Origin of the sequence: Rossellomorea sedimentorum, from assembly GCF_046237645.1 — a bacterium.
Taxonomy (GTDB): domain Bacteria; phylum Bacillota; class Bacilli; order Bacillales; family Bacillaceae_B; genus Rossellomorea; species Rossellomorea sedimentorum.
Genome location: NZ_CP143546.1, coordinates 3,263,511 through 3,287,271 on the forward strand (window position 1 = coordinate 3,263,511; position 23,761 = coordinate 3,287,271).

Annotated in this window: 18 protein-coding genes and 1 other annotated feature; of the genes, 6 read left to right on the plus strand and 12 right to left on the minus strand. The window is 42.5% G+C overall.

The features are described from left to right. The first annotated feature begins 64 nt into the window (after positions 1-64). Positions 65-865, plus strand: a complete 801-nt coding sequence (locus tag V1502_RS16075; protein WP_409251638.1) for an NAD kinase — start codon at positions 65-67, stop codon at positions 863-865. A 60-nt stretch (positions 866-925) separates the two neighbouring features. Here V1502_RS16075 and V1502_RS16080 read toward each other — a convergent pair whose 3' ends face one another. From V1502_RS16080 to V1502_RS16110, 7 genes are all read right to left on the minus strand, one after another. Continuing rightward, positions 926-1,372, minus strand: a complete 447-nt coding sequence (locus tag V1502_RS16080) for a DUF4181 domain-containing protein (RefSeq protein ID WP_409251639.1) — start codon at positions 1,370-1,372, stop codon at positions 926-928. Positions 1,373-1,508: 136 nt separating this feature from the next. After that, positions 1,509-2,444, minus strand: a complete 936-nt coding sequence (gene rarD / locus V1502_RS16085) for an EamA family transporter RarD (RefSeq protein ID WP_409251640.1) — start codon at positions 2,442-2,444, stop codon at positions 1,509-1,511. Between the two features lie 125 nt (positions 2,445-2,569). After that, complete coding sequence (locus tag V1502_RS16090; RefSeq protein WP_409251641.1) at positions 2,570-4,168, minus strand: amidohydrolase; 1,599 nt, start codon at positions 4,166-4,168, stop codon at positions 2,570-2,572. Positions 4,169-4,861: 693 nt separating this feature from the next. Then, a complete protein-coding gene (mbcS, locus tag V1502_RS16095; protein ID WP_409251642.1) occupies positions 4,862-6,445 on the minus strand; it encodes an acyl-CoA synthetase MbcS in 1,584 nt (527 codons plus the stop codon). 430 nt (positions 6,446-6,875) lie between these two features. After that, complete coding sequence (locus V1502_RS16100; RefSeq protein ID WP_409251643.1) at positions 6,876-7,082, minus strand: small, acid-soluble spore protein, alpha/beta type; 207 nt, start codon at positions 7,080-7,082, stop codon at positions 6,876-6,878. 86 nt (positions 7,083-7,168) lie between these two features. Beyond that, positions 7,169-8,380 (minus strand): tRNA uracil 4-sulfurtransferase ThiI, encoded by a 1,212-nt coding sequence (thiI, locus tag V1502_RS16105; RefSeq protein ID WP_409251644.1) that lies wholly within the window; start codon positions 8,378-8,380, stop codon positions 7,169-7,171. Continuing rightward, positions 8,377-9,528: a cysteine desulfurase family protein gene (locus V1502_RS16110; protein WP_409251645.1), complete on the minus strand. Its 1,152-nt coding sequence runs from the start codon at positions 9,526-9,528 to the stop codon at positions 8,377-8,379. Before V1502_RS16110 ends, thiI begins: the two co-directional genes overlap by 4 nt. A 603-nt stretch (positions 9,529-10,131) precedes the next feature. Here V1502_RS16110 and brnQ point away from each other — a divergent pair. Continuing rightward, positions 10,132-11,454: a branched-chain amino acid transport system II carrier protein gene (brnQ, locus tag V1502_RS16115; RefSeq protein WP_409251646.1), complete on the plus strand. Its 1,323-nt coding sequence runs from the start codon at positions 10,132-10,134 to the stop codon at positions 11,452-11,454. Positions 11,455-11,496: 42 nt separating this feature from the next. Here brnQ and ezrA read toward each other — a convergent pair whose 3' ends face one another. Beyond that, positions 11,497-13,194, minus strand: coding sequence for a septation ring formation regulator EzrA (ezrA, locus tag V1502_RS16120; RefSeq protein WP_409251647.1), 1,698 nt, complete (start codon positions 13,192-13,194; stop codon positions 11,497-11,499). A gap of 225 nt (positions 13,195-13,419) precedes the next feature. On the opposite strand from ezrA, the gene hisJ reads away from it, so the two are divergent. Beyond that, positions 13,420-14,214, plus strand: a complete 795-nt coding sequence (hisJ, locus tag V1502_RS16125; protein ID WP_409251648.1) for a histidinol-phosphatase HisJ — start codon at positions 13,420-13,422, stop codon at positions 14,212-14,214. Between the two features lie 2 nt (positions 14,215-14,216). On the opposite strand, the gene refZ is transcribed toward hisJ, so the two are convergent. Then, positions 14,217-14,855, minus strand: coding sequence for a forespore capture DNA-binding protein RefZ (refZ, locus tag V1502_RS16130; protein ID WP_409251649.1), 639 nt, complete (start codon positions 14,853-14,855; stop codon positions 14,217-14,219). A 258-nt stretch (positions 14,856-15,113) separates the two neighbouring features. On the opposite strand from refZ, the gene V1502_RS16135 reads away from it, so the two are divergent. Both V1502_RS16135 and V1502_RS16140 read left to right on the plus strand, forming a co-directional pair. Further along, on the plus strand, positions 15,114-15,593 hold the full coding sequence (locus tag V1502_RS16135; protein WP_409251650.1) for a GAF domain-containing protein: 480 nt from the start codon (positions 15,114-15,116) through the stop codon (positions 15,591-15,593). 402 nt (positions 15,594-15,995) lie between these two features. Then, positions 15,996-16,505, plus strand: coding sequence for a cupin domain-containing protein (locus V1502_RS16140; RefSeq protein WP_409251651.1), 510 nt, complete (start codon positions 15,996-15,998; stop codon positions 16,503-16,505). A gap of 569 nt (positions 16,506-17,074) precedes the next feature. Here the strand turns inward: V1502_RS16140 and megL are convergent. Further along, complete coding sequence (gene megL / locus V1502_RS16145) at positions 17,075-18,262, minus strand: methionine gamma-lyase (protein ID WP_409251652.1); 1,188 nt, start codon at positions 18,260-18,262, stop codon at positions 17,075-17,077. 257 nt (positions 18,263-18,519) lie between these two features. After that, a complete protein-coding gene (locus V1502_RS16150; protein ID WP_409251653.1) occupies positions 18,520-20,406 on the minus strand; it encodes a sensor domain-containing diguanylate cyclase in 1,887 nt (628 codons plus the stop codon). 479 nt (positions 20,407-20,885) lie between these two features. On the opposite strand from V1502_RS16150, the gene rpsD reads away from it, so the two are divergent. Beyond that, entirely contained in the window at positions 20,886-21,488 is a 603-nt protein-coding gene (gene rpsD / locus V1502_RS16155; protein ID WP_409251654.1) for a 30S ribosomal protein S4, read from the plus strand. A gap of 409 nt (positions 21,489-21,897) precedes the next feature. Here the strand turns inward: rpsD and tyrS are convergent, their stop codons facing one another. Beyond that, positions 21,898-23,160: a tyrosine--tRNA ligase gene (gene tyrS / locus V1502_RS16160; RefSeq protein ID WP_409251655.1), complete on the minus strand. Its 1,263-nt coding sequence runs from the start codon at positions 23,158-23,160 to the stop codon at positions 21,898-21,900. Between the two features lie 63 nt (positions 23,161-23,223). After that, positions 23,224-23,441: a binding site (T-box leader), on the minus strand. Positions 23,442-23,761: the final 320 nt, after the last annotated feature.

Consider the following 23,761-nt stretch of genomic DNA (forward strand, 5'->3'; position numbering starts at 1 on the left):
AAATCTAACGTGATTGGAAAAATTTCTTCCAGAGTTATTGATTAATTTTTGAGGAGGCAAAAACATGAATGAAAGACGAAATCTATATTTTTACACTTTAAAAGATAAAGAAACACTTCAACAAGCCGAAAAGTTATCAGGCCTTGCCGATCAATATGGCTTTAACGTAGTGAAGAGCGCCAAAGAGGCAAACATCATCGTCAGTGTTGGAGGAGACGGTGCATTCCTTCAAGCTGTCCGTACTACAGGGTTCCGCCAGGATTGTCTTTATGCAGGGATATCCACAACCGGCAGTTTGAGTATGTATTGTGACTTCCACATTGATGATACCGAAAAAATGATCAAGGCTATGACAGAGGAAGAAATCGAAGTCCGCCGTTATCCGACAATCGACGTGACCATTGATGACCAAGCAACGTTCAAATGCCTGAATGAATTCAGTATCCGCTCAGGAATCATTAAAACATTTGTCATTGAAGTACATATCGATGACCTTCACTTTGAGACATTCAGAGGGGATGGGATGGTCATCGCCACACCAACGGGCAGCACCGCCTATAATAAATCCGTGAACGGAGCAGTCGTCGATCCGATGCTGCCTTGCCTGCAGGTCAGTGAGCTGGCATCTTTGAACAACAACCGCTACCGCACGCTTGGATCTTCTTTTATACTAAGCGGGGAGCGCAAACTGAAACTCGAAGTCGTGCAGGATGGCAATGACTACCCATCAATGGGAATGGATAATGAAGCAGTCGGGATTCAGCACGTCAAACAAGTCGTCATTGAATTGAGTGAAGAAAAGATCAAAACCGTCAAACTGAAAGACAACTCTTTCTGGGAAAAAGTGAAGAGGACGTTTTTGTAGGAAGGTATGAAAACCTCATAGAGTAAAAGTTAAAAGAAGCCTGGCAGCCAGGCTTCTTTTTTATGTAACAGGTAATTCATTTGAAAACGCATAATAATAAAAATATATGTCCATCACCAATAGAACTATCAGTATAAATCCTAGTTGTGCCAGAGTGAATTTATAATCATTTTGGTTATCAGCATACTTTTTTTCCATTACTGCCCTGGTCACTTCAAGAGCAATAATAAAAGGGATAAGAAGAATATGTGGTGTTAGATACCATAAACTTGCTTCCCAAAATAAAATATTTATTGTGGTTGCAATAATAAACAATACAATAAAGGAACCCCTTATTATCCGCTCAATTTTTTTATGTTTTTCATTCACATGATTGTAAGAGAAAAACTTCTTCCGTTGTACCCCTAAATACTTCCTTAAAATGATATTAACTACAAATAGCATCAGACTTAAACTTCCTAAAATTATAAAAAGATGCCACCAAAATTCAGAATCCAGACCTCCCATTCCCATCCTCCTTTTGAATTGTTCTCATAAAACAAAGTGAGAATATTCCGCCACTTAATACTACCATATCATTACCAATTACCCCCCAGAAGAAAAAAAAGCCGACAACCATCAAGGCTGCCAGCTTCAGTCTTAGTTAAGCACATTTCTCCTGTGTTTTCACTTTTCGCTTCACTCTCTTCATTCGTGAAACAGAGAATATCGTCAATGCTGACCAAATGAGAGTGAATGCAATCAAGTGTGTCTGGGTAAAAGGTTCTCCGTAAAGAAATACCCCCAAAATTAATGTCAGGGTAGGCGCGATGTACTGCAGGAACCCTACCATATATAACGGAATTCTTTGCGCACCCTTGGCAAAGTAGAGGAGTGGTACAGCCGTTACAGCACCGGCTGCAATCAATAACAAATCAGTGCCAACAGACAATTGAAACAATGAAATATGCCCCTTAGAGGACAAATAAAACAGGTAAATAAGGGCAAATGGCGCAGTGGTCATGGTCTCGAGCGTCAACCCAACGTCAGAATCTACTTTGATCAATTTTTTTGCGAGTCCGTACAGACCAAAGGAGAAAGCCAGCCCAATGGCAATCCAAGGAAATCTTCCGTATGAAGCAGTCAGCACAATGACACCTGCGGCTGCCAATAGGAAGGAAAACACCTGGGCTTTCGTCATTTGTTCTCTTAAAATAAAGACTCCAAGCAGGACACTTACAAGAGGATTGATATAATAGCCGAGACTTGCTTCTACCATCTGATCGGTGTTGACAGCCCAAATATAAATGAACCAGTTTGCACTGACGAGTAGCGATGCTGTTGCCAAGGCAGCAAGTTTCTTTTTGGTTTTCATCATTCCCTTTATCATATTCCAAAAGACTGGGAACTTCTTGATGAAGATTAAAACGACAATCATAAACCAGAATGACCAGAATATTCTGTTTGCCAATATTTCATCTGCCGGTACGTGATCAAGAAACTTCCAGTAAATCGGCAAAATCCCCCATAGAAAATAAGAAAATGCCGTATACAGAATACCAGCTTGTTCTTCTGTTTTTATGCCGGCCACCCCTTTCAAATTATTTCAGTTCTCGAAATAATTTCATTATATATCGGTTCCTGTTAAAGGGCAATCTGAAAGTTTGGATGGAATAACTTCGCATAAGTGAAGGTGCCTGATTACCAAGCACCTTCCAACCATTTTTATGCTTTTTTATATACAACAGATTCATCCACGACTGTCATTTCCACTTCCATATGAAGCAACTCATCCGCATCTATCTGGAAGATATCTTTCGGAAGGACAGTGAAATCGGCTCTGTATCCTTCTTTAATCATACCGTGATCGTGCTCATGATGGCATGCGTAGGCACTGCCTTTGGTGAATAAGGAAACCGCCTCATACATTGATAATCTTTGTTCTTCCATATACACCGTTCTTGCCGGATCCAAGGGGTTGGTTCTTGTGACAGCGGCATGGATTCCCAGTAAAGGATCTACAGGCTCAATCGGGGCGTCAGATCCTCCCGCACAAGGAATGCCCTCATCCAATAAGGTTTTCCATGCATAATTGTATTCCATATTTTCTTGGCCGATACGATCGATCACCCACGGGAAGTCGGAAGGGACAAATCTTGGTTGAATATCGAGTATAAGCGGCAGACCCTTGATCCTGTCAATCAATTCTCTGCGCAATAGCTGTGCATGGATAAAGCGGTCCCTTCTCCCATTGTACGTTGGATATTCTTCTACTACATCCAGCACGTTCTCAAATGCCTGGTCACCAATTGTATGCACGGCGATCGGAAGCTGATATTTCCTTGCTTTTCTAACAAGTTCCTTCAGCTTGTCCTGCGAGTGGATCGCTACCCCATGGGTAGAGGGGTCATCATTATATGGATGGCTTAATAACGCCGTTCTTCCTCCAAGTGCACCATCGGCGAAAATTTTCATCGCTCCAAATTCCACCAGGGGTGTTCCACCCATAAAAGTAAATCCAGCTTCTTTCCAATCGTCGATTACAGCTTGATGGACAAGCAAATGTGACCGGAACTTCCTGCCCCCTTCCTCGATTACATTCAAAAAGGTTTGGTAGGTCTTATTGAAATTTCCGTAATAGCTCAAATCTTCCGTATGCCCCCCGACAAGTCCGAGCCTCCAGCAGTTCTCAATCGCTTTTGTCAAAGCTTCTTCCAGATATTCTGCTGTCGGTGATGGAAGGGCATCGATAAGTATATCCTGAGCTGTGTCCTTCAACACACCATTTAACTCACCGTTTTCGTTTCTCTCGATGACCCCTCCTGCAGGATTTTCTGATTTCTCATTAATTCCTGCCAGCTCCAAAGCCATTGAGTTGGCAACCATGGCGTGGCGGCAAATTCGCTTTAGCAGGACCGGCTTGTCGGATACGACCTCATCAATCTCCTGCCTTGTGATGACTTCACTGTTTTCCCAGAGATTCTCATTGAATCCTTCACCGATAACCCAGTTGCCTTCCGGCGTGTTTTCAGCTTTTTCTTTTACTGCCTGCAGAACCTCCGCTTTTGTATTCATCTTTGAAAGGTCCAAACGAATCAGTGTCTCTCCATGTCCGATAAGATGCATATGACTGTCGACAAATCCAGGGAAAACCGTATTACCTTGCAGATCAACTCTTTTCGAAACGGCATCTCCAAATCTTGATTCCATTTCTTGTAACGAGCCAACCCCTTTAATAGAACCATCTTCTGTGTAGACGGCTTCGGCTGCCGCGCCTTCTTCTGTCATGGTATAAAACGTTCCATTATGCCATAAAGTACCCATTAAAAAAACTCCTTGTCTTCATCGTTATCTATACAAAAAAGGACTGGCCCACCTTCCTGATAGAGGTTTCTCATGCATGGGCGGGAACATATACCGCTGCTCTATCAAGCCCGGGAGCCACTCCCGTCTTATTTCTTCCTGTATTATTTTACTATATCGCTTTAATACTTTAAAGCATTTCGTTTTCTGAAAAATCAGCATTATTGAGAATAGGAGTGCTTCAATGGAATCATCTTATGAAAAATTTCCAAATGATGGACCGCGCTTTGCATGCGGGGGACATCATTCCGCATGAATTCCAAAATCATGTACCGCGCTTCGCATGCGAGGGACATCACTCCGCGTATATTTCCAAATGATGTAGCGCGCTCCGACTGCGAGGGACATCATCTGGCTAAAATTTCAAAATCATGTACCCCGCTACGCCTCCGAGGGACATCATCTCACAACAATTCCAAAATCACGTACCCCGCTTCCCCTCCAAGGGACATCATTCCGCATTAATTTTAAATTGATGTACCGCGCTTCGACTGCACGGGGGATCATTCTGCGAAAAAATCGCAAATGACCTACAGCGCTCACAATGCGGGGGACATTCACAAAAATCACTTACAAAGGTCATAACTCCACAAAATCAAAAAAAGCTGCACCACGCCCTTCCGGCGTAGTACAGCATTCAAAAAAATTTCAGAGTTACTTCTGCACGGCTGTTCTTTCATTCTGTCTCAATTCTACCCTTCTGATCTTTCCAGAAGTCGTTTTTGGCAGTTCATCAAGAAACTCAATACTTCTTGGATATTTATATGGAGCCGTCAATTCTTTCACATGTTCCTGTAGATCTTTCACCAGGCCAGGATCTTCCGGATTTACACCGTCTCGAAGCACAACAAAGGCTTTGACGATATTTCCCCGGACTTCATCAGGACTTGCCACTACAGCACACTCTTTCACCGAAGGATGTTTGACGAGTGCGTCCTCCACTTCAAACGGTCCAATGGTGTAACCCGAACTGATGATGATGTCATCACCACGGCCTTCAAACCAGAAATATCCGTCCTCATCCTTCTTCGCTTTATCGCCTGTAATATAATAATCTCCCCTGAACTGCATGGCTGTCCTTTCAGGGTCTTTATAATAATTTTTAAATAGAGCCGGTGTTTCGGTGTGTACCGCAATATCCCCCACTTCCCCGGGAGCACACGGTTTGCCTTCTTCATCAATGATATCCACTCGGTTCCCTGGTGTTGGTTTCCCCATCGACCCCGGCTTCAATTCCATCCCTTTCATGATTCCGACAAGCAGAGTATTTTCCGTCTGTCCATATCCGTCCCTGACATCCACCTTGAAATGTTTTTGGAAGGCATCAATGACTTCCCTGTTCAATGGTTCGCCTGCGGAAACGGCACTATGCAAGTGTTGAAGATTATATTTGCCCAAGTCATCGACTTTGGCCATCAAACGATATTCTGTAGGCGTACAGCAAAGCACATTGACCTGATAGTCTTCCAGCATTTGCAGGTACGTATCCGGTTCAAATTTCCCTTGATAAACCAGTCCGGTGGCACCAGACCCCAGCACAGAAAGGAAAGGACTCCAGATCCACTTTTGCCAGCCTGGACCGGCCGTTGCCCATACCGTATCTCCCTCCTCGATGCTGAGCCATTTTTTTGCAGCTGTACGCAAGTGAGCATAAGCCCATCCATGTGTATGGACAACTCCCTTAGGATTGCCTGTTGTTCCGGATGTGTAAGAAAGGAAAGCCATATCATCCCGAACTGTATCGGCGAGTGCGAACTCGTCAGAAGATTCGTCCTTTAATTGATCCAAAGAAAGCCAGCCTTCCTTTTCTGCACCTACCACAAACTTCTTTAATCCTGAACTTTCTTCCACCTGATCAAACTGTTCGGTATATGGAGCGTAACAAACGATTGCTTTAACATCTCCATGCTCAATTCTGTATTTTAAGTCTTTGGAGCGAAGCATTTCTGAACTTGGGATGACCACCATTCCTGCTTTCAGGGCAGCGACATACGTCTCATATGCCTCAATCAACCTTGGAATCATAACGAGGACGACATCGCCTTTTTCCAATCCGTTATTCATGAATGCGTTTCCAATTTTGTTCGCATTCTTCATTAGTTCTTCATATGTAATGTCTTTCTCTTCCCCTTGTTCACTCTTCCATAAGATTGCCTTCTTGTTCGGATCTCCTGCAAACTTCTCGACTTCGCTGATGAGATTGTACTTTTCTGGTGAAAGTAAGTCCTCTCTTCTCATTAAATCTCCCCCTTTGTTGTTATTCTGTTATATTATACTAAATTTTTATAATATTTAAAATAATTTAGTTGAAGTATTTTGTCTCAATCTATACAAAAGGGGAAAAATAGGGATAAAACCGTTAGTAGAAAAACGTAGTCACCCTTTCAGGAATCGAGTCTCCGCAAGACATTAGCACAATATGCCTCCCGTGGAATTTCGGTATTAAGACTTTATCAAACTTTATTAAAATTTTTCGTATTGCTACATTCCAAGCTTATAAAAGCTATCTTCACAAAAGCTTTGGGTTACCTTAATACTATTCTGAAGGTCTTTGGGCGGGACGTTCAATTCCAACGCCAAGTCCCTCGTGTTCGCGTAACTTGAAAAGCGAAGACACAAATAAAGGAGCGGGAAATCCCGCTCCTTGTAGCCATTGTATTTAGTTGAATTACTGTTGGTATCCGCCGCCGATTTGTTGTTCAGCCATTTGAACTAAACGTTTAGTGATTTCACCACCGACAGAACCGTTAGCACGTGCAGTTGCATCTGCACCAAGTTGTACACCGAATTCAGAAGCGATTTCGTATTTCATTTGGTCGATCGCTTGTTGAGCTCCTGGAGCTACTAGTTGGTTTGAACTGTTGTTGTTTGCCATGTGTCTTTCACCTCCTTGTGAGTATAGAGTGTGCGAAAACACATGGCTTCATTCGGTTTCTCTATTGGTAATTCTTCCTAATAATATTACAACAGATCATCTAATTCAGCATTCTCGGTTTGCAGGGTACCTCCCTCAATGACAAGCATCTCGGTGTCAGCGACAGCCTTATCAATGAGAGGTTCAAAGTCAACAAAGCTTTCATAGTATTGAATTTTCTCCGTTTTCGGCTTTGTTTTCGGGGCGGGCGGAGTAAAGATGGTACAACAATCTTCATAGGGCAGAATTGAAATATCATGGGTTCCGATCTTTTTGGCAATATCAATGATTTCAAGTTTATCGGTTGCAATCAGCGGCCTGAGGACAGGAGTGCTGGTAACTTCGTTGATGGCCAGCATACTGTCTAAAGTTTGGCTGGCCACTTGCCCGAGGCTTTCGCCTGTAATAATGCCTAGTCCATTATGTTTCTGTCTCAGTTTCTCTGTAATCCTCAACATCATTCTTCTAGTAGATGTCATCGTATAGTTTTCAGGAACCTGATTATGGACGGTCTGCTGGATTTCAGTGAATGGAACTATATGCAGCTTGATTCCTCCGCTAAATACAGACAGTGACTTTGCCAGGTCGATGACTTTTTGCTTAGCTCTCTCACTTGTAAAAGGAGGACTGTGAAAGTGTACAGCCTCGACCTCCACGCCTCGCTTCATAATCAAATAGCCAGCAACTGGGCTGTCCAACCCTCCGGAAAGCATCAGCATCGCTTTACCGCTGGCTCCGGCAGGCATTCCTCCGGCTCCCTGGTAAATTTCACTTGAAAGATAAGCGCCTTCTTTTCTGATTTCCACGTTCAGCTTTATATCCGGGTTTTTCACGTCCACTGTTAAACCTTCCGTATTTTTAAGCACATGGGAACCGACTGCGTAATTGATTTCATTTGTATCAAGTTCGAAGGTTTTGTCCGCTCTTCTTGCCGATACTTTGAATGTCTGTCCTTCTGAATATGTTTTTTTCATAAGCGTAAGGGCAGCTTCTTTTATCTCATCAACATCTTTTGCAGTTTTCACTACAGGGCTGTAAGATTGGATTCCGAATACATTTGCCAGTTTCTTGAGGGCTTCTTCCCCATTTTCACCATTAAGGTAGATGTGCAATCTGTCCCGGGTGGCACTGACCTTTACCTTCGGGAAGTCTTTCAGCACCATGAGAATATTTTCTCTCAGTTTTTTTGTAAAAGCCTTGCGGTTGCGGCCTTTTGTTGAAATTTCGCCATAACGGACTAGTATTTGATCATAAATCATCTTCTTCTCCTCGTCGTTTCTTCTAAATTTTTCTTTACGTCTTCAACTGCACTGCAAAATGCGTCCACTTCATTTTCCGTATTCTCAAAAGAAAAACTGACTCTGACAGATGTATTGAGAAGGGTTTCGTTTATGCCCATTCCCTGCAGTGTCCTTGAGGGAACATTTTTTTTGGATGAGCACGCGCTGGTGGTCGATACATATATATTAAAATCTTCCAATGCATGCACAAAAATCTCACCGCGGATATCACTCACTGAAAAATTCACAATATGTGGAGCTGATCCTGCTTCAGGAGAATGGATGGTGATTCCCTCTAGTTTACTTAGTTTATTCCTTAAATAAGTGTTCAACTTCTGAATTCGATCCAGTTCTTTTCTGCCTTTTTCAAAATGCAGTCTCAAGGCTTTCGCAAACGATACGATTCCTCCTGTATTTTCTGTTCCACTCCTGATTTTCCTTTCCTGTTCCCCGCCGGAGAGTAAAGGAGAAATTTCCAATCCTTCCTTAATATACAACATTCCAGTGCCTTTTAATCCATGTATTTTATGGCCGGAAATAGAGCAAAGATCGATTCCGGCTTCATGAAAAGACAGAGGTACCTTACCGATTCCCTGGATATGATCCACATGAAAAATCACTTTGGGATAGGCTTTCAGCGCATTTCCGATTTCTGCAACCGGCTGGATACTTCCTACTTCATTATTTACATGCATGATGGAAACCAAAATCGTGTCATCCCTAAGGGCATTCAGTACCTCCTCAACCTGGACTTTTCCTTGTGAATCGACTGGCAGGTACGTGATGTCAAAACCGAGTTCCTTCAATTGTTCACATGTTTCAGTGATGGATGGATGTTCAATCATAGTCGTGATAATGTGCCTTCCCCGTTTACGGTACTGTAAAGCGGTCCCTTTTAAGGCGAGATTATTTGACTCAGTTCCTCCTGATGTAAAAAAAACTTCCGTTTCCTTGATATTCAGCAGATTGGCAACCTGTTTTCTTGACTTGCCGATCAGTGTCTCCACTTTTCCGCCAAGAGCATGAATCGAAGAAGGATTGGCGAAATAGTCTTCATTTACCTTCAAAAAGGTATCGAGAACTTCTTTATAAGGTTTTGTCGTAGCGCTGTTATCAAAATAAATCATCTATTTACACCTTCTGATAATTTCAGTATTAAAAATATTAAATCTAATGTTTTAATCGCTCTTTTCGCTAGGAAGAGAAAAAAAGGCGATCTTTCCTTTTATTCTCTTCGGGTTATTTGACCCCGAGGGGCTTGGCGCTGGAACTAGACGTCCCGATGATCCCATAGGAGGTCGCACACCTTCCGCTTCAATCAACCATATATACCCTTAGGTAAAGCTAATACAGCTTACAAAAGATTATATTATCACAAATCCAACATGAAAAAAATTCCGACTCTCAAGAATGATTTTCAACTAGTTATGTGAAGATTAATTAGTGACTGCCCTAATTCCAATGATAGCTTTTGAATCAGCCTGTTGTATACGGGTGAATCATGAGGAAGTATTTTTCTGAGTAGTGCATACCCTATATTTCCACCTCTCTCACCCTTGATTGCAGGAATAGCTGCCGTGGTTTTGTGAGAGCGTAAATAGAAAAGTAACCTTTATCCTTACACTAAAATACTGAATTTTTTAACTTTTAATTATTTCGACAATTTTCGTCAATTCTGTGTTACTATATAACAGTTTGATTCACCTTATATATTTCAGGAGGCATATTCAATGAAAGAGAAAGCGCTATCATTAAATCTAATTTTTACGGTTGGCCTTATGCTGTTCGCTTTGTTCCTGGGGGCAGGTAATATGATATTTCCTCCTTTTTTGGGGCAGCAGGCGGGAGATAATATCTGGACAGGGATTCTTGGTTTCCTGATTACCGGGGTCGGTCTTCCTTTGCTGGGCATCATTGCGATTGCTAAAACGGGCGGTGACCTTCAAACACTGGCAAGCAGAGTGAGTCCTGTCTTTGGGATCGTTTTTACTGTCGTTATGTATCTGGCAATTGGTCCGTTTTTTGGAATCCCACGGACAGGAACGGTCGCTTATGAAATTGGTGTCACTCCTTTTCTTGGGGAGGATGTCAGTAAGTACGGATTGCCATTGTTCATTTATACCATCATCTTTTTCGGTTTGACCATATGGCTTGCAATGAACCCTGCCAAACTGGTGGACAGGATCGGCAAGGTCTTGACTCCTGCTTTACTTGTCATCCTGACAATACTGGTCACCAAAAGTATCATCTCGCCAATGGGCGAATTCCAGGAGCCTTCTGGTGCCTATATTGACGGTCCCTTTTTCAAAGGGTTTCTTGAAGGGTACCTGACACTGGACACGATTGCCGCACTCGTCTTTGGGATTGTAGTCATCAATGCTGTTAAAGAAAAAGGGATTACATCCAAGGCTTCCATTACGAAGGCTTGCATCCTTGCCGGAGTCATTGCAGCAACCGGCTTGGCACTTGTGTACCTCTCACTCGGGTTTATCGGGGCGACAAGTCCAGAAGCTATTGGGTTGAAGGACAACGGAGGAGCCATCCTGGCCGGGTCTGCTAATTACCTGTACGGCCAAATCGGAACGATCATATTGGGACTGGCCATCACTTTTGCCTGTCTGACGACTTCCATCGGCCTGGTGTCAGCTTGTGCACAGTACTTTTCAAAACTGTTACCAGTATCTTACCGTAGTCTGGTCATCATTATCAGTGTTTTCAGTATGATTATTGCCAACATTGGGTTGACTCAGCTGATTTCCGTATCTCTGCCGGTCCTGATTGTGATTTATCCACTGGCGATTGTTCTTATAATGCTTTCATTCATGCATAACTGGTTTAACGGCTACTCCGCTGTATATATCGGGGCACTGTTACCGACGTTCCTTATCAGTATTATTGACGGTTTAAAAATAGCCGGAGTTGATTTGGCCCGCTTGAATGATACATTAGGTGTCTTGCCGCTCTTCAATGAGGGCATCGGCTGGCTGGTGCCTGCAATGATTGGGGCTGTCATCGGCTTTCTCTTCGCTGCAAGTTTTCGTTCAAAAGCATAAAAAAATCCCGGTCTGGCTGATGCCAGGCCGGGATTTTTAATATTAATGATTCATTTCTTCATTCACGATACTTTCAATTCTTTTGATTGCACCAGGTTCAACTTCCTCAATGGCTGTAGCGGCTTCTTCAAGAGCCTCTCTGTATTCATAGCTTCTGAATGCCGATTCTGCTTTCTGCAGTTTTTGAGAAACATCACCATATCGGCTTCTGTAACGGTTTCCGTATTGAATGACCTTCTCTGCAAGCATGACCGTTTCAATCAAATCTGTTGTCTTTTTGTGGAAATGATTAACCGTATCCACTGCTTTTTCGAGATACTTTTGAACGACAGGCATATTGAGCGGCTTTTCTTCAAGAGCACGAACCACATCGGTAATATTTTTATAGGCCTCTTCAAGAAGAGCGTTGTAGTCTGATGGCAATCCAGGAACATTGCTTTTTGAAATCATCCTACTTGCTTCACCGATTTTTTTCTTAAGCTCGGACACTTTCTCTTTCGCTTCAATTTCTTCTTTTCTAAGAGCCTGAAGCTGTTCTGAAAAAGTATTTTGCTCGTTTTGAATCATCTCAAGCTGCTGGTTGATATCTTGCAATTCTTCACTCAGGAATGAATAAGCCGAATCGTTTTCCACGACTTTTTCCTGAAGCTGCTGAAAACGCTTGAACAGTGTATTGATTTTCTTATCCAATTGAACCGGGATCTGCAAGTCTTCATCCTGAAGATGATACCCCTGTTGAACAAGCTCTGTTTCCTGCTTAATTTCTTTATTGACAGCCTTGATGGTTTCAAGATGCTTTGAAGATTTCTCCTCATTTTGCAATACGAAGTGCTTAGCGAGAACTTCTTTTTCAAGCATGTCATACAGGTGTTCAACGCTTTCCTTCAATCCATTGACTTCATCCGTCACTTTATCCGTCTGAAGTTTTTCCAGTGCATCAACGCATGCTGCCAGCTCTTCCCGCAGCCTTGCAATTTCAGTATTGATGCCAAGGTGTTTCAAGACATACCCTTGAGATTCCATTTCATTGTATCCTGCTTCCACTTCGTTCAGTTGATTCGGAAGAGAGCTCTGACACTCTGTGAGCAGATCGGGAATCGTCTCCATCTTTTGGGCGATATCCTGGGTATTCGCAGTCAACCCCAGTACAAGCTCCCTGGCCTCAAGGTAATTCCCTTCTTCCGTAAGCTTATGGAAGTCTTCAATTTTCTCTGACATTTCATCCAGCCTGGCTTCAAGCCCATATGCTGCTTTGCCATATGTATGGCGGTGGGCAAGCAGGGTCTTCCTGTTTTTACGGAAGGCTTCTTTCAATTCTTCAATCTCAAGTCTGTTCTTTTCTTCACTTCCGACCAGCTCTTCAACTTCAGAATGGATTCTTTCCATTTTGTCTTCAGTCAGATTTAAGACTTCTTCGATTTTAGCCAGTACATCCTTAGCCGAACCAAAGCGGAACTTGTCAATGTACTCTTCAGCCGTGAAGAGCAGCTCCTCAACTTCAGGAAGCTCGGCCGTTACGATATCATCCCAGCCTTTACGCCATTTTTCAAAGAGTTCTTCCGTCTGGCCTGTCATGTTAAGCTGCTTGACTTTGGACAGTTCATCCAAGATGGGCCTGTTCATGATGTCAACCTTCCACGATTCGAGGCGGTCGACATGATGATAATATTTTCTTCTTATAAAATAACCGATAATAAATAGTATGATTAAAAGTATAATTCCTCCGATGATAAATTCCATCGTAAGCCCCCTGCTTCTATAACTTGGTCTGCTCTATGTAAAAACTGTAAAATCTCACATCATAGCTTTTATTATGATACCATGATAACGACATTTTTTGACGATTTATTTGCAATTTTTCCTCTTCAAATAGAAGTTTTATTATAAAAGTCTATCTATTCAGCAAAAATATTGATATTTTACTATTATATATGGAGATGACAGTAAAAGGAAACGAGGGATTTGATGAAAATTGACGGACATATTCACACTCCTTATTGCCCGCACGGGACGAAGGACACCTTCCATGATTATATAAACAGGGCACTTGAACTCGGATATGATGAAATCACTTTTACGGAACACGCCCCTCTCCCAGAAGGTTTCAAAGACCCTGTCCCTGATAATGACAGCGGCATGAAGAGGGAATACCTGGAGTCATATCTAAAGGATCTAACAGACTTAAAAAAAGAGTACAGGGGAAAAATCACCATTAAGACCGGACTGGAAATTGACTATATAGAAGGCTATGAGGAGGAGACAACTCAGTTTCTTGACACAATCGGGCCCCATCTTGACGACAGCCTGCTTTCAGTTCATTTTTTATTAAAAGAAGGGACCTACGACTGCCTGGACTACAGCAAGGAGAATTTCGGGAGGATGATTGAGTTTTACGGCTCTGTCGATCGAATACATCAAGCCTATTATTCTACGGTATTGAAATCGATCAAAGCGGATCTTGGCAATTATAAACCAAAGCGGATCGGGCATATTACCCTTGCCGATAAATTCAAAAAAAATTTCCCGCCGTCAAGCTCGTTCAGCCAGGAAATAAACTCGATATTGGACGAAATCGCAAACAGAAAAATGGAACTTGATTATAATGGAGCAGGCTTTTTCAAAAAAGGCTGCGGCGTTTCCTACCCGCCGCCTGAAATCGTAAAGCAGGCCCTGGAGATGGGAATCCCTCTTGTCTATGGATCGGATGCACATCAAGCAAAGGATTTGAATCAAGGCAGGGACCGCATGATCCTTTGCTGACTTTATTGTAAGGATGCGGTCTGTCCTGTCAGCAGGCATTGGTCGATCCATTGCTCAATCGAAGTGAAATACCTGTCGACAAAGTACTGTTCCTGTGGGAACACATGCCATACCTCTCTTAAATATTGGCTGTTGAGAAAAGGCATGGAGAGCATGGATTTCAGCTGGATGATGAAAATACTAACTGGCATGGAAGTGAAGCGGTGTTGTTCTTTTCCGCCCTCAAAAAATCTCTTTAGCAAGTACCGTTCTTTCATCAGGTACGAGGAAATGATTTCACGGACAATCTGTGAGTCGATGGAAATTTCCCTCCAGACAAAACGGGACAGAAGATGATTTTCACTCTGGTACTGAAGGATATTGTATACTGCCCTTTTTAAGCATTCATCCGCAGGAGTGAAGTCCAATTTATCTGCTTCTGCTTCGAGACATTCTAAATAAGATTCAAAAAAGCGGGTAAAACAGGATTCGAGAAGCCCCTGCTTGCCATGAAAGTGATAGGAGATATTTGCAGCGTTAACGCATGCTTTTTTTGCAATATCCCTGACAGAAGTGCCATTGTATCCTTTGGTATTAAACAGAGAAACAGCAGATAAGAGAATATTTTCTTTAGTCATGCCCTGTGCAGCTGGTTTTGCCATGTTCTCCCTACTTTCGAATTTATTAGTTGATTCACCCATGGAAATGTGCTAAAAATGGTTAATCAGGAATGCCAATAAGCAGAGAATCCTTTCTCGGACAACTCTTGTTAAAGAATTAGTGAAACCCGGTTATTACATAAAATTCGGCGCTTCACCCGCTATTCCTTTATGTATTTCTCGACACTTTCCTGCCAATCTTGCAGGAAAAGGTTGAATCTATGATATTGAAATCACATTCTGTAGAAATGAGGGAGTTCCATGTTTCAAACTTCTATGTACCAAGGTACCCGCGAAGAAAACTATGACCTGGTCATCAAACAATTACACGCCCTGTTAGAAGGAGAAAGCAATCGCATCGCCAACTTGAGTAATGCTTCTGCATTGCTTAACCAATTTTTGGACCGAATTAACTGGGTTGGATTTTATCTCATGGAAGATGGCGAGCTTGTTCTCGGACCATTCCAGGGACTTCCTGCATGTGTCCGCATTGCCGTCGGAAGAGGCGTTTGCGGGGCGGCTGTAAAAGACAAAAAAACCTACCTGGTCGATGATGTCCATGCTTTTCCTGGTCATATTGCCTGTGATGCAGCATCTCAATCCGAAATTGTCGTTCCGATGATAAAGGATGGAGAAGTGATCGGTGTTCTGGACATCGACAGCCCGGAGAAAAGCAGATTCGATGAAACGGATAAAGCCAAACTTGAAGAGCTCGTTGGAGCATTAATTAAATACATTTAATTTTGAAACCGGGGATTATCCCCGGTTTTTTTGATATTTAAGGCCAGGGAGATAAGTTTCAGAGGAGAGACATTGGGCAACGACGGGTGGTTTTGAGTAATAAGTTAGGAAGCCAGAGAGGGGGGAAGGATCGAACGTTTCGGCGAGAGAATGTCCTCATTTTGCTAGCTCGACGGCATCCTCCTTAGGGTTTTGGCGAAAGAATGTCCCAAACCAGCTAGCTCGACAGCAACTTTTTTGTGGAGCAAACAAAGTTCTCAGCACACCTAATAATTTCCTTTTGCTATATTTGCAAAACTGAATATCTCACTCCCGCCTTTCACTCCCCCCTTAAAACAAACGTTTACCCCGAATACACCAAGGGAATTTCAAATGATAGAATACCGCAAAGGAGGTTGGAACATGCAGAGCAAAGATGTAGAAACATTATATTTTGAAGAGAGCGGATCGAGTCCGAACAATCCTGATCTTCCTGTTTTACTTTATAAGGGGGTTTTCAAGGATGATCCCGAAAAAGCAGAAGGAGTTTTCCATGATCATAACTGGCGAAACAGCTGGCAAGGCGGGGTTTTCGATTACCATCACTTCCACAGTAATACCCATGAGGTGCTTGGGGTGGTCAGGGGAACAGCTGAATTAATCGTCGGTGGGGAAAGTGGCAAAAAAGTCGAGGTCCATCCAGGAGATGTAGTGGTTCTGCCGGCCGGCACCGGGCACAAACGATTAACGGCCAGTGAAGATTTCATGGTTGCCGGGGCTTATCCTGATGGAAAGGACCATAACCTTAAAACGGATGAGAATAATGAATCAACTCAGCTGTTTATAGAAATTAAAGAAGTAGACCTCCCTTCACAGGACCCCGTCTATGGAAACAGCGGACCGTTGCTCTCCATATGGAAAAAAGAGCAATGATAAAACACCCGAAATGAAACTTTTCGGGTGTTTCATTATTCATATATTTTTTCAATGGCTATACGGCAGGGCCTTCGATGACGTCTCCGCATATAGAGAAACGGCTGCCATGACACGGGCAATCCTCGTTTTGGTCCCTTGAACCCTTCATGAGACACTCTATCCTGGTTTCTGAGCTGTTTTTGGTCTTTTGAACCCTTCATGAGACACCCTAATCTGATTTCTGCGCTGTTTTTGGTCTTATGAACCCTTCATGAGACACCCTAAACTGGTTTCTGAACTGTTTTTGGTCTTATGAACCCTTCATGAGACACCCTAAACTGGTTTCTGAGCTATTTTTGGTCTTATGAACCCCTCATGAGACACCCTATTCTGATTTTCTGCACTTTTTTGGTCCCATGAACCTTTATTGACACTCTATCTCTGGTTTCAGGAAGATTAATAATCTTATAACCTTCCCTGCGCCTATAGATATCCAGTTATGAGCCAAGATATTTTTATCTAGTACTTCCAGGGATTCCCAATCCACCACTAAACAAGACAGAACCGCATCGGCTCTGTCTTGTTCTTTATTTCACTTTACTAAATGCCTGCAGTAAATCATCCCGGATATCTTCCCACGCTTCCAGTCCTATCGATAGTCTTAGAAGTGTATCGGATATGCCCATTTTTTCTCTGGACTCTTCCGGTACTACAGCATGGGTCATAGTGGCGGGATGCTGGATTAAGGTTTCGGCATCCCCAAGGCTTACCGCGATTTTAATCAATTGCAGCTCATTCATGAATTGCTGAGCTGTCTCTTTGGTCCCTCTGATCGTGAACGAGATTAATCCGCCCGGTTTACTCATTTGTTTTTTCATTGTTTCATAGTTAGGGTTGTCGGTATCCCCAGGAAAGAACAGATTCTCGACCTGAGGCTGTTCTTTTAAGAATGCCGCGATTTTTTCGGCATTGTCACAATGGCGGTCCATTCGCACTGGCAGCGTCTTTAAGCCCCGCAGCAGCAGCCAGGCATCAAATGGCGAAATCACTCCGCCGATATCTTTTTGGGTAGTCATCCTAATATGGTCCATTAGTTCTCTTTTACCTACAACAATACCCGCGATGACATCACCATGTCCGCAAATATATTTAGTGGCACTGTGTATGATAATATCACAGCCTGAATCAAGCGGTTTTTGTAAGTATGGTGAAGAGAAAGTATTATCCACAATCACGGGGATTCCCTTCTCTTTGGCAATACCTGCAACCATCTCAAGGTCAATCAGCTTCATTGTCGGGTTGATTGGCGTTTCCACATAGATGCAGACCGTTTCCGGTTTAATGCTTTTTCTTATTTCTTCCTCATTGTCCATAGCCGAAAAATCGTGAGTGATTCCATATTTTTCTTCCATCAGGTTCAAGAGTCCGAATGTGCACCCATACACCCCTTGAGAACAGAGAATGTGATCATTGGCTTTTGTCAAGGAGAGCAGGACAGCAGAGACCGCTGCCATACCGGAACCAAATGCAAGCGCCGCTTCTCCATTTTCCAGCGCTGCCATCCTGTCTTCCAGCATGGACACTGTTGGGTTTCCCAGGCGGGAATAGATATATCCGCCTTCTTCTCCCGCAAATCTCCTTTCACCCTGCTGGGCATCCTTAAACGTAAAAGTAGAAGTTTGATAGAGCGGGGGTGCTAAACTATCATTATATTCATTGGAATTGTACCCTTCATGAATGACTTTCGTTTCAAACCTTTCGAACTCCTTTTTCATTTCTTTCTCCTCCTGTTATCTAATCCGAACTTAACGCTGCTATCTTATCTATCCCATCAGTACAGGGTCTCTCCGGCACATTTTACCGCAGGTTGTCGGCCGGCCTATTCATCTCATAAGAATTCATTAATAGCATATGACATTTCAACAGAAAAAGAAAGCGTTTACATAAAAACCGATTTATGCTTTCCTTCAGGAGGAACTAGACAAAAAAGACCTTGGAACATGAGTGTTCTAAGGTCTTTTTGTTGTGGTGATTAAATAGTTGCCACTTGATTTTTCCCATTATTTTTAGCGTAGTACATAGAGGTATCCGCCCTTTTGACCAGGTCCTTAACATGATCATTCGGCCCCTTCCAATATGAAACTCCGCAGGATACGGTCACTGAAGGGGTTGTTACCTCAGGGATTTTCTTAACTATCCGGGAACCCAGCTCCTGGCCGGACTCCAGAGTCATGTGAGGGAGGTAAATTGCAAGCTCTTCTCCGCCCCATCTGGCAGCATAGCCCTTGTCTTTAGATTCATCCATCAGGGTCTTTGCAACCTGTATAAGGACTTCATCTCCGGTTTGATGGCCGTAGGTATCATTAATCTTCTTAAAGTCATCGATATCAAGCAGCAGGAGTGCTCCCTGCTCATCATCCTTCATAGCCCTCACCATTTCTTCATCAAGAAAGTTCCTTGCATAAAGCTGTGTCAGATGATCGGTTTCCACAAGTTCCTCTAACTTTTCACGCAGCATGGAATTGGTCAATGCAAGGGTGGAATGGTGAATGAATGACTGCAGCAGTTTGTACATGTCAAAAGAAAAAGAATAAGGATCCTTATGAAGGACGATACAGAAACCGATGGTGGAATCATTTTGGACCATCGGGACCGCCATAAGAGAAAGGTACGACATTTGTTTACCGAACTTACCACTAATATCCCCTATGAAGATTGCTTCTTTTTCTTTGGTGATTTTCCGTTTCACAAAGTTTATGTAGGAAGCCCCTTCAAAACTTTGAAAAAAGGATGAACTTTCAGGTAGAATCTTGTATTCTTCTTTATCATCAACAAAGATGAATCCGATTGAAGAAGCCTGGAAAGAGCGTTTGATTTGTTTTTTCAAAAATGCAAGGGTTTCCGTCATCCGTAAATTAGAATTAAGCCTGTGTGATGTCTCATTGATCAATTGAAGATCGGAAATCAGCCTTCTGGACTGCTGGTAAAGTTTGGCGTTTTCAAGGGCGCTGCCGGCCGTATATGCAAGAAGACTGATGAATTCTCTGTGGTTTTCAGGGAACCTGAATTGACTGGCTGTGATGACTTCCAGTACACCATACACTCCCTGTTTGCCTTTCAAAGGAGCATACAGGGTCAGCTTTTGCTCGGCAGCCTGAAATTCCGTTTCAATGGTTCCATTGACAAATGCCTGCATTGCTGCTGTGTTGGCACTATCATAATCGAAATCCTTAATAGGAAGATCACCATGATTTTTGTCATTATCATTAGATAGAAGCAAGAGAAAATCATAATCAGGAAAAACTCTGGTCAGCGTGCTGATGATTTGTCCCAGCAAGATATTAATATCCATGGAGGAGTGAAAGGCCTCATTCACCTTGAACAGTTCCCGGTAACGATGCTCTTCTGCAACTACCTGGTTAAAATATTGTATCTTTCTTAAATAAGAAGAACTATATTCACCGAAGCTTCGGAGAGTTTCATATGATAATTGCGACCGCGGAGCGGAAATCAGGAGGACTCCAAACGGGCAGCCATTATCATCCATTAACCGAAAAGCATAATTAAGATTGGCAAACATCGTTCCAGTGAGGGTCCCTACAGCAATACATTGCTCGTCTTCCGCAAAGATATCGTCTATTGTTTCTGGAAAAACAGTCATCGGATGAATGTCCAATGAAAGGCTGTCGGCAAGCTGATAACTGTTTTCCATCCATTGATAAAAAAGCACGGTCTCTGCCTGCAATAAGTTTTGAACCACTTTCAGCCAGGCGGAAAGACATTGCTTGCATTGGCTCGCGTCTTCACTGAATCCTTCATTCATCAAGTCGAATAAATGAGCTTTGTAGTCATTCAGGAATATTTTATCTTCTCTCTCCAATCCGATCACTTGCATATCTATCCGATCATTCTTTACCATAGCATGTCCCTCTAATCTCTGCGTTCCTGATTATTCACTTGACCTCAATATGTAATATGAATGTACCCGTGTTTCATCTTTATCCGTGCCTCCAAACGATTGGCTTCACGGATAAGGATGAACATACAAATTTGCCGGTTATTCTATCAATTAAAATTATATCATAAAGGTTTAAATGATTCCTATTTAATATTCTAAATCTCAATCTTTTATAAGATACAGCATAGACCGAGTATCTTCCTGAATTTCCGATTGACCCTTGACTTAGTTCTCTCAAAAACATATAATATTCTTTGTGTAAAATAAAAGCAGCCTATGTGAAGTCTTTTATGCTGTATTTTGTTCCTCGGTTAAGAGGTGTATCTTGTAACTCTCTGCTGCTGGAGCGAAGGTACATGAAAACATCATACTCATAAATTGTTAATTCACACACGGTTTTTATTTTACAACAAAATAAAAACACGAAGGAGGAGTCTTCAATGGCTCGATATACTGGCCCTAGCTGGAAATTATCCCGTCGTCTTGGAATCTCTCTAAGCGGTACGGGTAAAGAATTAGAAAAGCGTCCTTACGCACCTGGACAACATGGTCCTAACCAACGCAAAAAAATCTCTGAATATGGTTTACAATTACAAGAGAAGCAAAAGCTTCGTCATATGTATGGAGTGACTGAGCGTCAATTCCGTAACCTATTCGACAGAGCAGGCAAAATGCAAGGTAAACACGGTGAAAACTTCATGGCACTTCTTGAATCCCGCCTTGATAACGTTGTTTATCGTCTTGGTTTGGCTCGTACTCGCCGTCAAGCACGCCAACTTGTTAACCACGGTCACGTAACTGTTGATGGAGCTCGCGTAGATATCCCATCTTACCGTCTGCAAGCTGGTCAAACTATCGGTGTTCGTGAAAAGTCCCGCAACCTTAACATCGTTAAAGAAGCTCTTGAAGTGAACAGCTTTGTTCCTGACTTCTTGACTTTCGATGCTGACAAGCTTGAAGGATCTTTCACTCGCTTACCAGAGCGTTCTGAACTTCCAGCTGAAATTAACGAAGCACTTATCGTTGAGTTCTACTCTCGTTAATCTTCCTAAAAAGCCTTCCCATTTGGGAGGGCTTTTTTTGTGTTTTATTTTCCTGTTGAAAACCTCCTATATGTTCAGCACATTTCTCAGTGCCTTCTCCTCATTTAATCGGCGGTGTAACTGCTATTATGGGATGCTTATAAGGTTTTTGTAGAGGAAGAGAGGAATAGGATCTTAAATCACATACAGGAATAAGGCAAGCTATCACGACCATCATTATTGCCGATGCATTGATAACGTTGTGGCTGTGGCCAGTGCCACCCACGGGAACATCAATATGATGGCACTCGGGGTCCTGATCAATATTCCCATCATGATTTTCGGTTCCAAAGCGAATGTCCGCCTGCTCGATAAAAAGTATTAGAAATGACAATAGTAAAAAGGTGCTCAATTGAGCACCTTTTATATCTTAAGAGTATTGAATCATGAAGTACTTTTTCTTCCCTCTTCGGATGATCGTAAATTGGCCATCGATTCGGTCCTCTTCAGACATGACATGCTGAAGGTCAGTTGTGCGGTCGCCATTAATGTAAATCGCGCCATTTCCGATATCTTCTCTTGCCTGTCTTTTAGACGGGGAAATCTTTGTATTAACAAGAAGGTCTACCAGGTTGATTTCTTCATCTTTGGATTGTAAAAAAGATGGTACATCCTTGAAGCCCTGCTTGATTTCTGCAGAAGACAATTCCTTGATGTTGCCGCTGAACAAAGCTTCTGTGATTTTAATCGCTTGGGCAAGAGCTTCTTCCCCATGAATCAGCTTTGTCATTTCTTCTGCGAGAGCTTTCTGAGCTTTGCGCAGGTGCGGCTCTGTTTCCACTGTTTCCGCTAATGCTTCAATTTCTTCATGTGAAAGGAATGTAAAGTATTTTAGGTATTTAACAACATCAGCATCCGCTGTGTTGATCCAGAATTGATAAAACTCGTAAGGAGACGTTTTTTCAGGATCAAGCCAGATAGCTCCGCTTTCGGTTTTACCGAACTTTGAACCGTCTGCCTTTGTTACAAGCGGAATCGTAAATCCAAATGCTTTGGATTCCTCTTCTCTTGTACGTCTGATCAGTTCAAGCCCAGTCGTAATATTACCCCACTGATCGCTTCCCCCGATTTGAAGCTTACAATTGTAATTTTCATACAAGTGATTGAAGTCCATTGCCTGTAATATTGTGTAAGTAAATTCTGTGTAGGAAATTCCTGTTTCAAGACGGGATGCAATCGTATCTTTTGCAAGCATGTAATTGACACCGATATGCTTGCCAAAGTCACGAAGGAATGTCACCATATCCATTGGACCGATCCAGTCAAAGTTATTGACCATCACCGCGCCACTTTCACCTTCAAAATCAAAGATGCTTTTCAGCTGACTTTTAATACATTCTACATTGTGCTGAATGGACTCGACAGTCTGAAGCTTTCTTTCTTCACTCTTACCGCTTGGATCCCCAATCAGTCCAGTCGCTCCTCCTACAAGCACCAACGGGCGATGGCCCTGATTTTGGAAGCGTCTCAGCGTCAGGAATGGCAGCAAGTGACCGATATGCATACTGTCTGCTGTAGGGTCGATCCCACAATAGATTGAAATTTTTTCTTTGTCTAAAAGGGTTTTCAATCCTTCTTCATCTGTTTGCTGATACGTTATGCCACGCCACTCTAAATCCTGTAATAAATCCATTTTTATCTTCCTCCTGATTTTTTATAGTGGGCAAATTTCCCCACAAAAAAACGCCCCTGCCAATGCAGGGACGTTTAACACGCGGTACCACCCAACTTAAGGACACAAGTATCCTCCACTTGATAAAATAACGGTTTTCCCGTTTGCCGCTAATGGAATGTAGTCGTTCGCAGCAAAAGCTCAAGGAGGTAATTCATCACGTTATGTATGTCAGTTTCCACCAGCCACTGACTCTCTGCAATAGGGATAACGGGACTACTTGTTCCTGTCAAAGCCATTTCATTATGAAAGTTTTTCAGATATCCTTTTTTTATCATAGTTCAAACCCTTTTGTCAATTTGAGGAGGGAATTAACCTTTAGTTTTGAATTGGAGATAGTGGATTGACCTGTTGGTTGGAGTTTAGTTAATTTCATTTTTGACGTCCCCTGGTAAGCTCTTATTGGACTTTAATTTTGGTTTCTATATATTAGCGTCCTTTAGAAGCTCTTTATAGGGCTTTAATTCTGCTTTTTCAAAATTATCGTCCCTTTAAAAGCTCTTTATAGGATTTTATTTTCGTTTTTTCAATTTTAACATCCTCTAAATCTCTTTGAAGAATG

Excerpts from the sequence above, each read along its gene's own strand:
- mbcS (WP_409251642.1), bottom strand. The coding sequence starts at position 6,445 with ATGAGAAGAGAGGACTTACTTTCACCAGAAAAGTACAATCTCATCAGC.
- ezrA (WP_409251647.1), bottom strand. The coding sequence starts at position 13,194 with ATGGAATTTATCATCGGAGGAATTATACTTTTAATCATACTATTTATT.
- V1502_RS16135 (WP_409251650.1), top strand. The coding sequence starts at position 15,114 with ATGTTTCAAACTTCTATGTACCAAGGTACCCGCGAAGAAAACTATGAC.
- thiI (WP_409251644.1), bottom strand. The coding sequence starts at position 8,380 with ATGATTTATGATCAAATACTAGTCCGTTATGGCGAAATTTCAACAAAA.
- V1502_RS16140 (WP_409251651.1), top strand. The coding sequence starts at position 15,996 with ATGCAGAGCAAAGATGTAGAAACATTATATTTTGAAGAGAGCGGATCG.
- hisJ (WP_409251648.1), top strand. The coding sequence starts at position 13,420 with ATGAAAATTGACGGACATATTCACACTCCTTATTGCCCGCACGGGACG.
- V1502_RS16080 (WP_409251639.1), bottom strand. The coding sequence starts at position 1,372 with ATGGGAGGTCTGGATTCTGAATTTTGGTGGCATCTTTTTATAATTTTA.
- V1502_RS16075 (WP_409251638.1), top strand. The coding sequence starts at position 65 with ATGAATGAAAGACGAAATCTATATTTTTACACTTTAAAAGATAAAGAA.
- rpsD (WP_409251654.1), top strand. The coding sequence starts at position 20,886 with ATGGCTCGATATACTGGCCCTAGCTGGAAATTATCCCGTCGTCTTGGA.
- refZ (WP_409251649.1), bottom strand. The coding sequence starts at position 14,855 with ATGGCAAAACCAGCTGCACAGGGCATGACTAAAGAAAATATTCTCTTA.
- megL (WP_409251652.1), bottom strand. The coding sequence starts at position 18,262 with ATGAAAAAGGAGTTCGAAAGGTTTGAAACGAAAGTCATTCATGAAGGG.
- brnQ (WP_409251646.1), top strand. The coding sequence starts at position 10,132 with ATGAAAGAGAAAGCGCTATCATTAAATCTAATTTTTACGGTTGGCCTT.
- V1502_RS16150 (WP_409251653.1), bottom strand. The coding sequence starts at position 20,406 with ATGGTAAAGAATGATCGGATAGATATGCAAGTGATCGGATTGGAGAGA.
- V1502_RS16090 (WP_409251641.1), bottom strand. The coding sequence starts at position 4,168 with ATGGGTACTTTATGGCATAATGGAACGTTTTATACCATGACAGAAGAA.
- V1502_RS16110 (WP_409251645.1), bottom strand. The coding sequence starts at position 9,528 with ATGATTTATTTTGATAACAGCGCTACGACAAAACCTTATAAAGAAGTT.
- tyrS (WP_409251655.1), bottom strand. The coding sequence starts at position 23,160 with ATGGATTTATTACAGGATTTAGAGTGGCGTGGCATAACGTATCAGCAA.
- V1502_RS16100 (WP_409251643.1), bottom strand. The coding sequence starts at position 7,082 with ATGGCAAACAACAACAGTTCAAACCAACTAGTAGCTCCAGGAGCTCAA.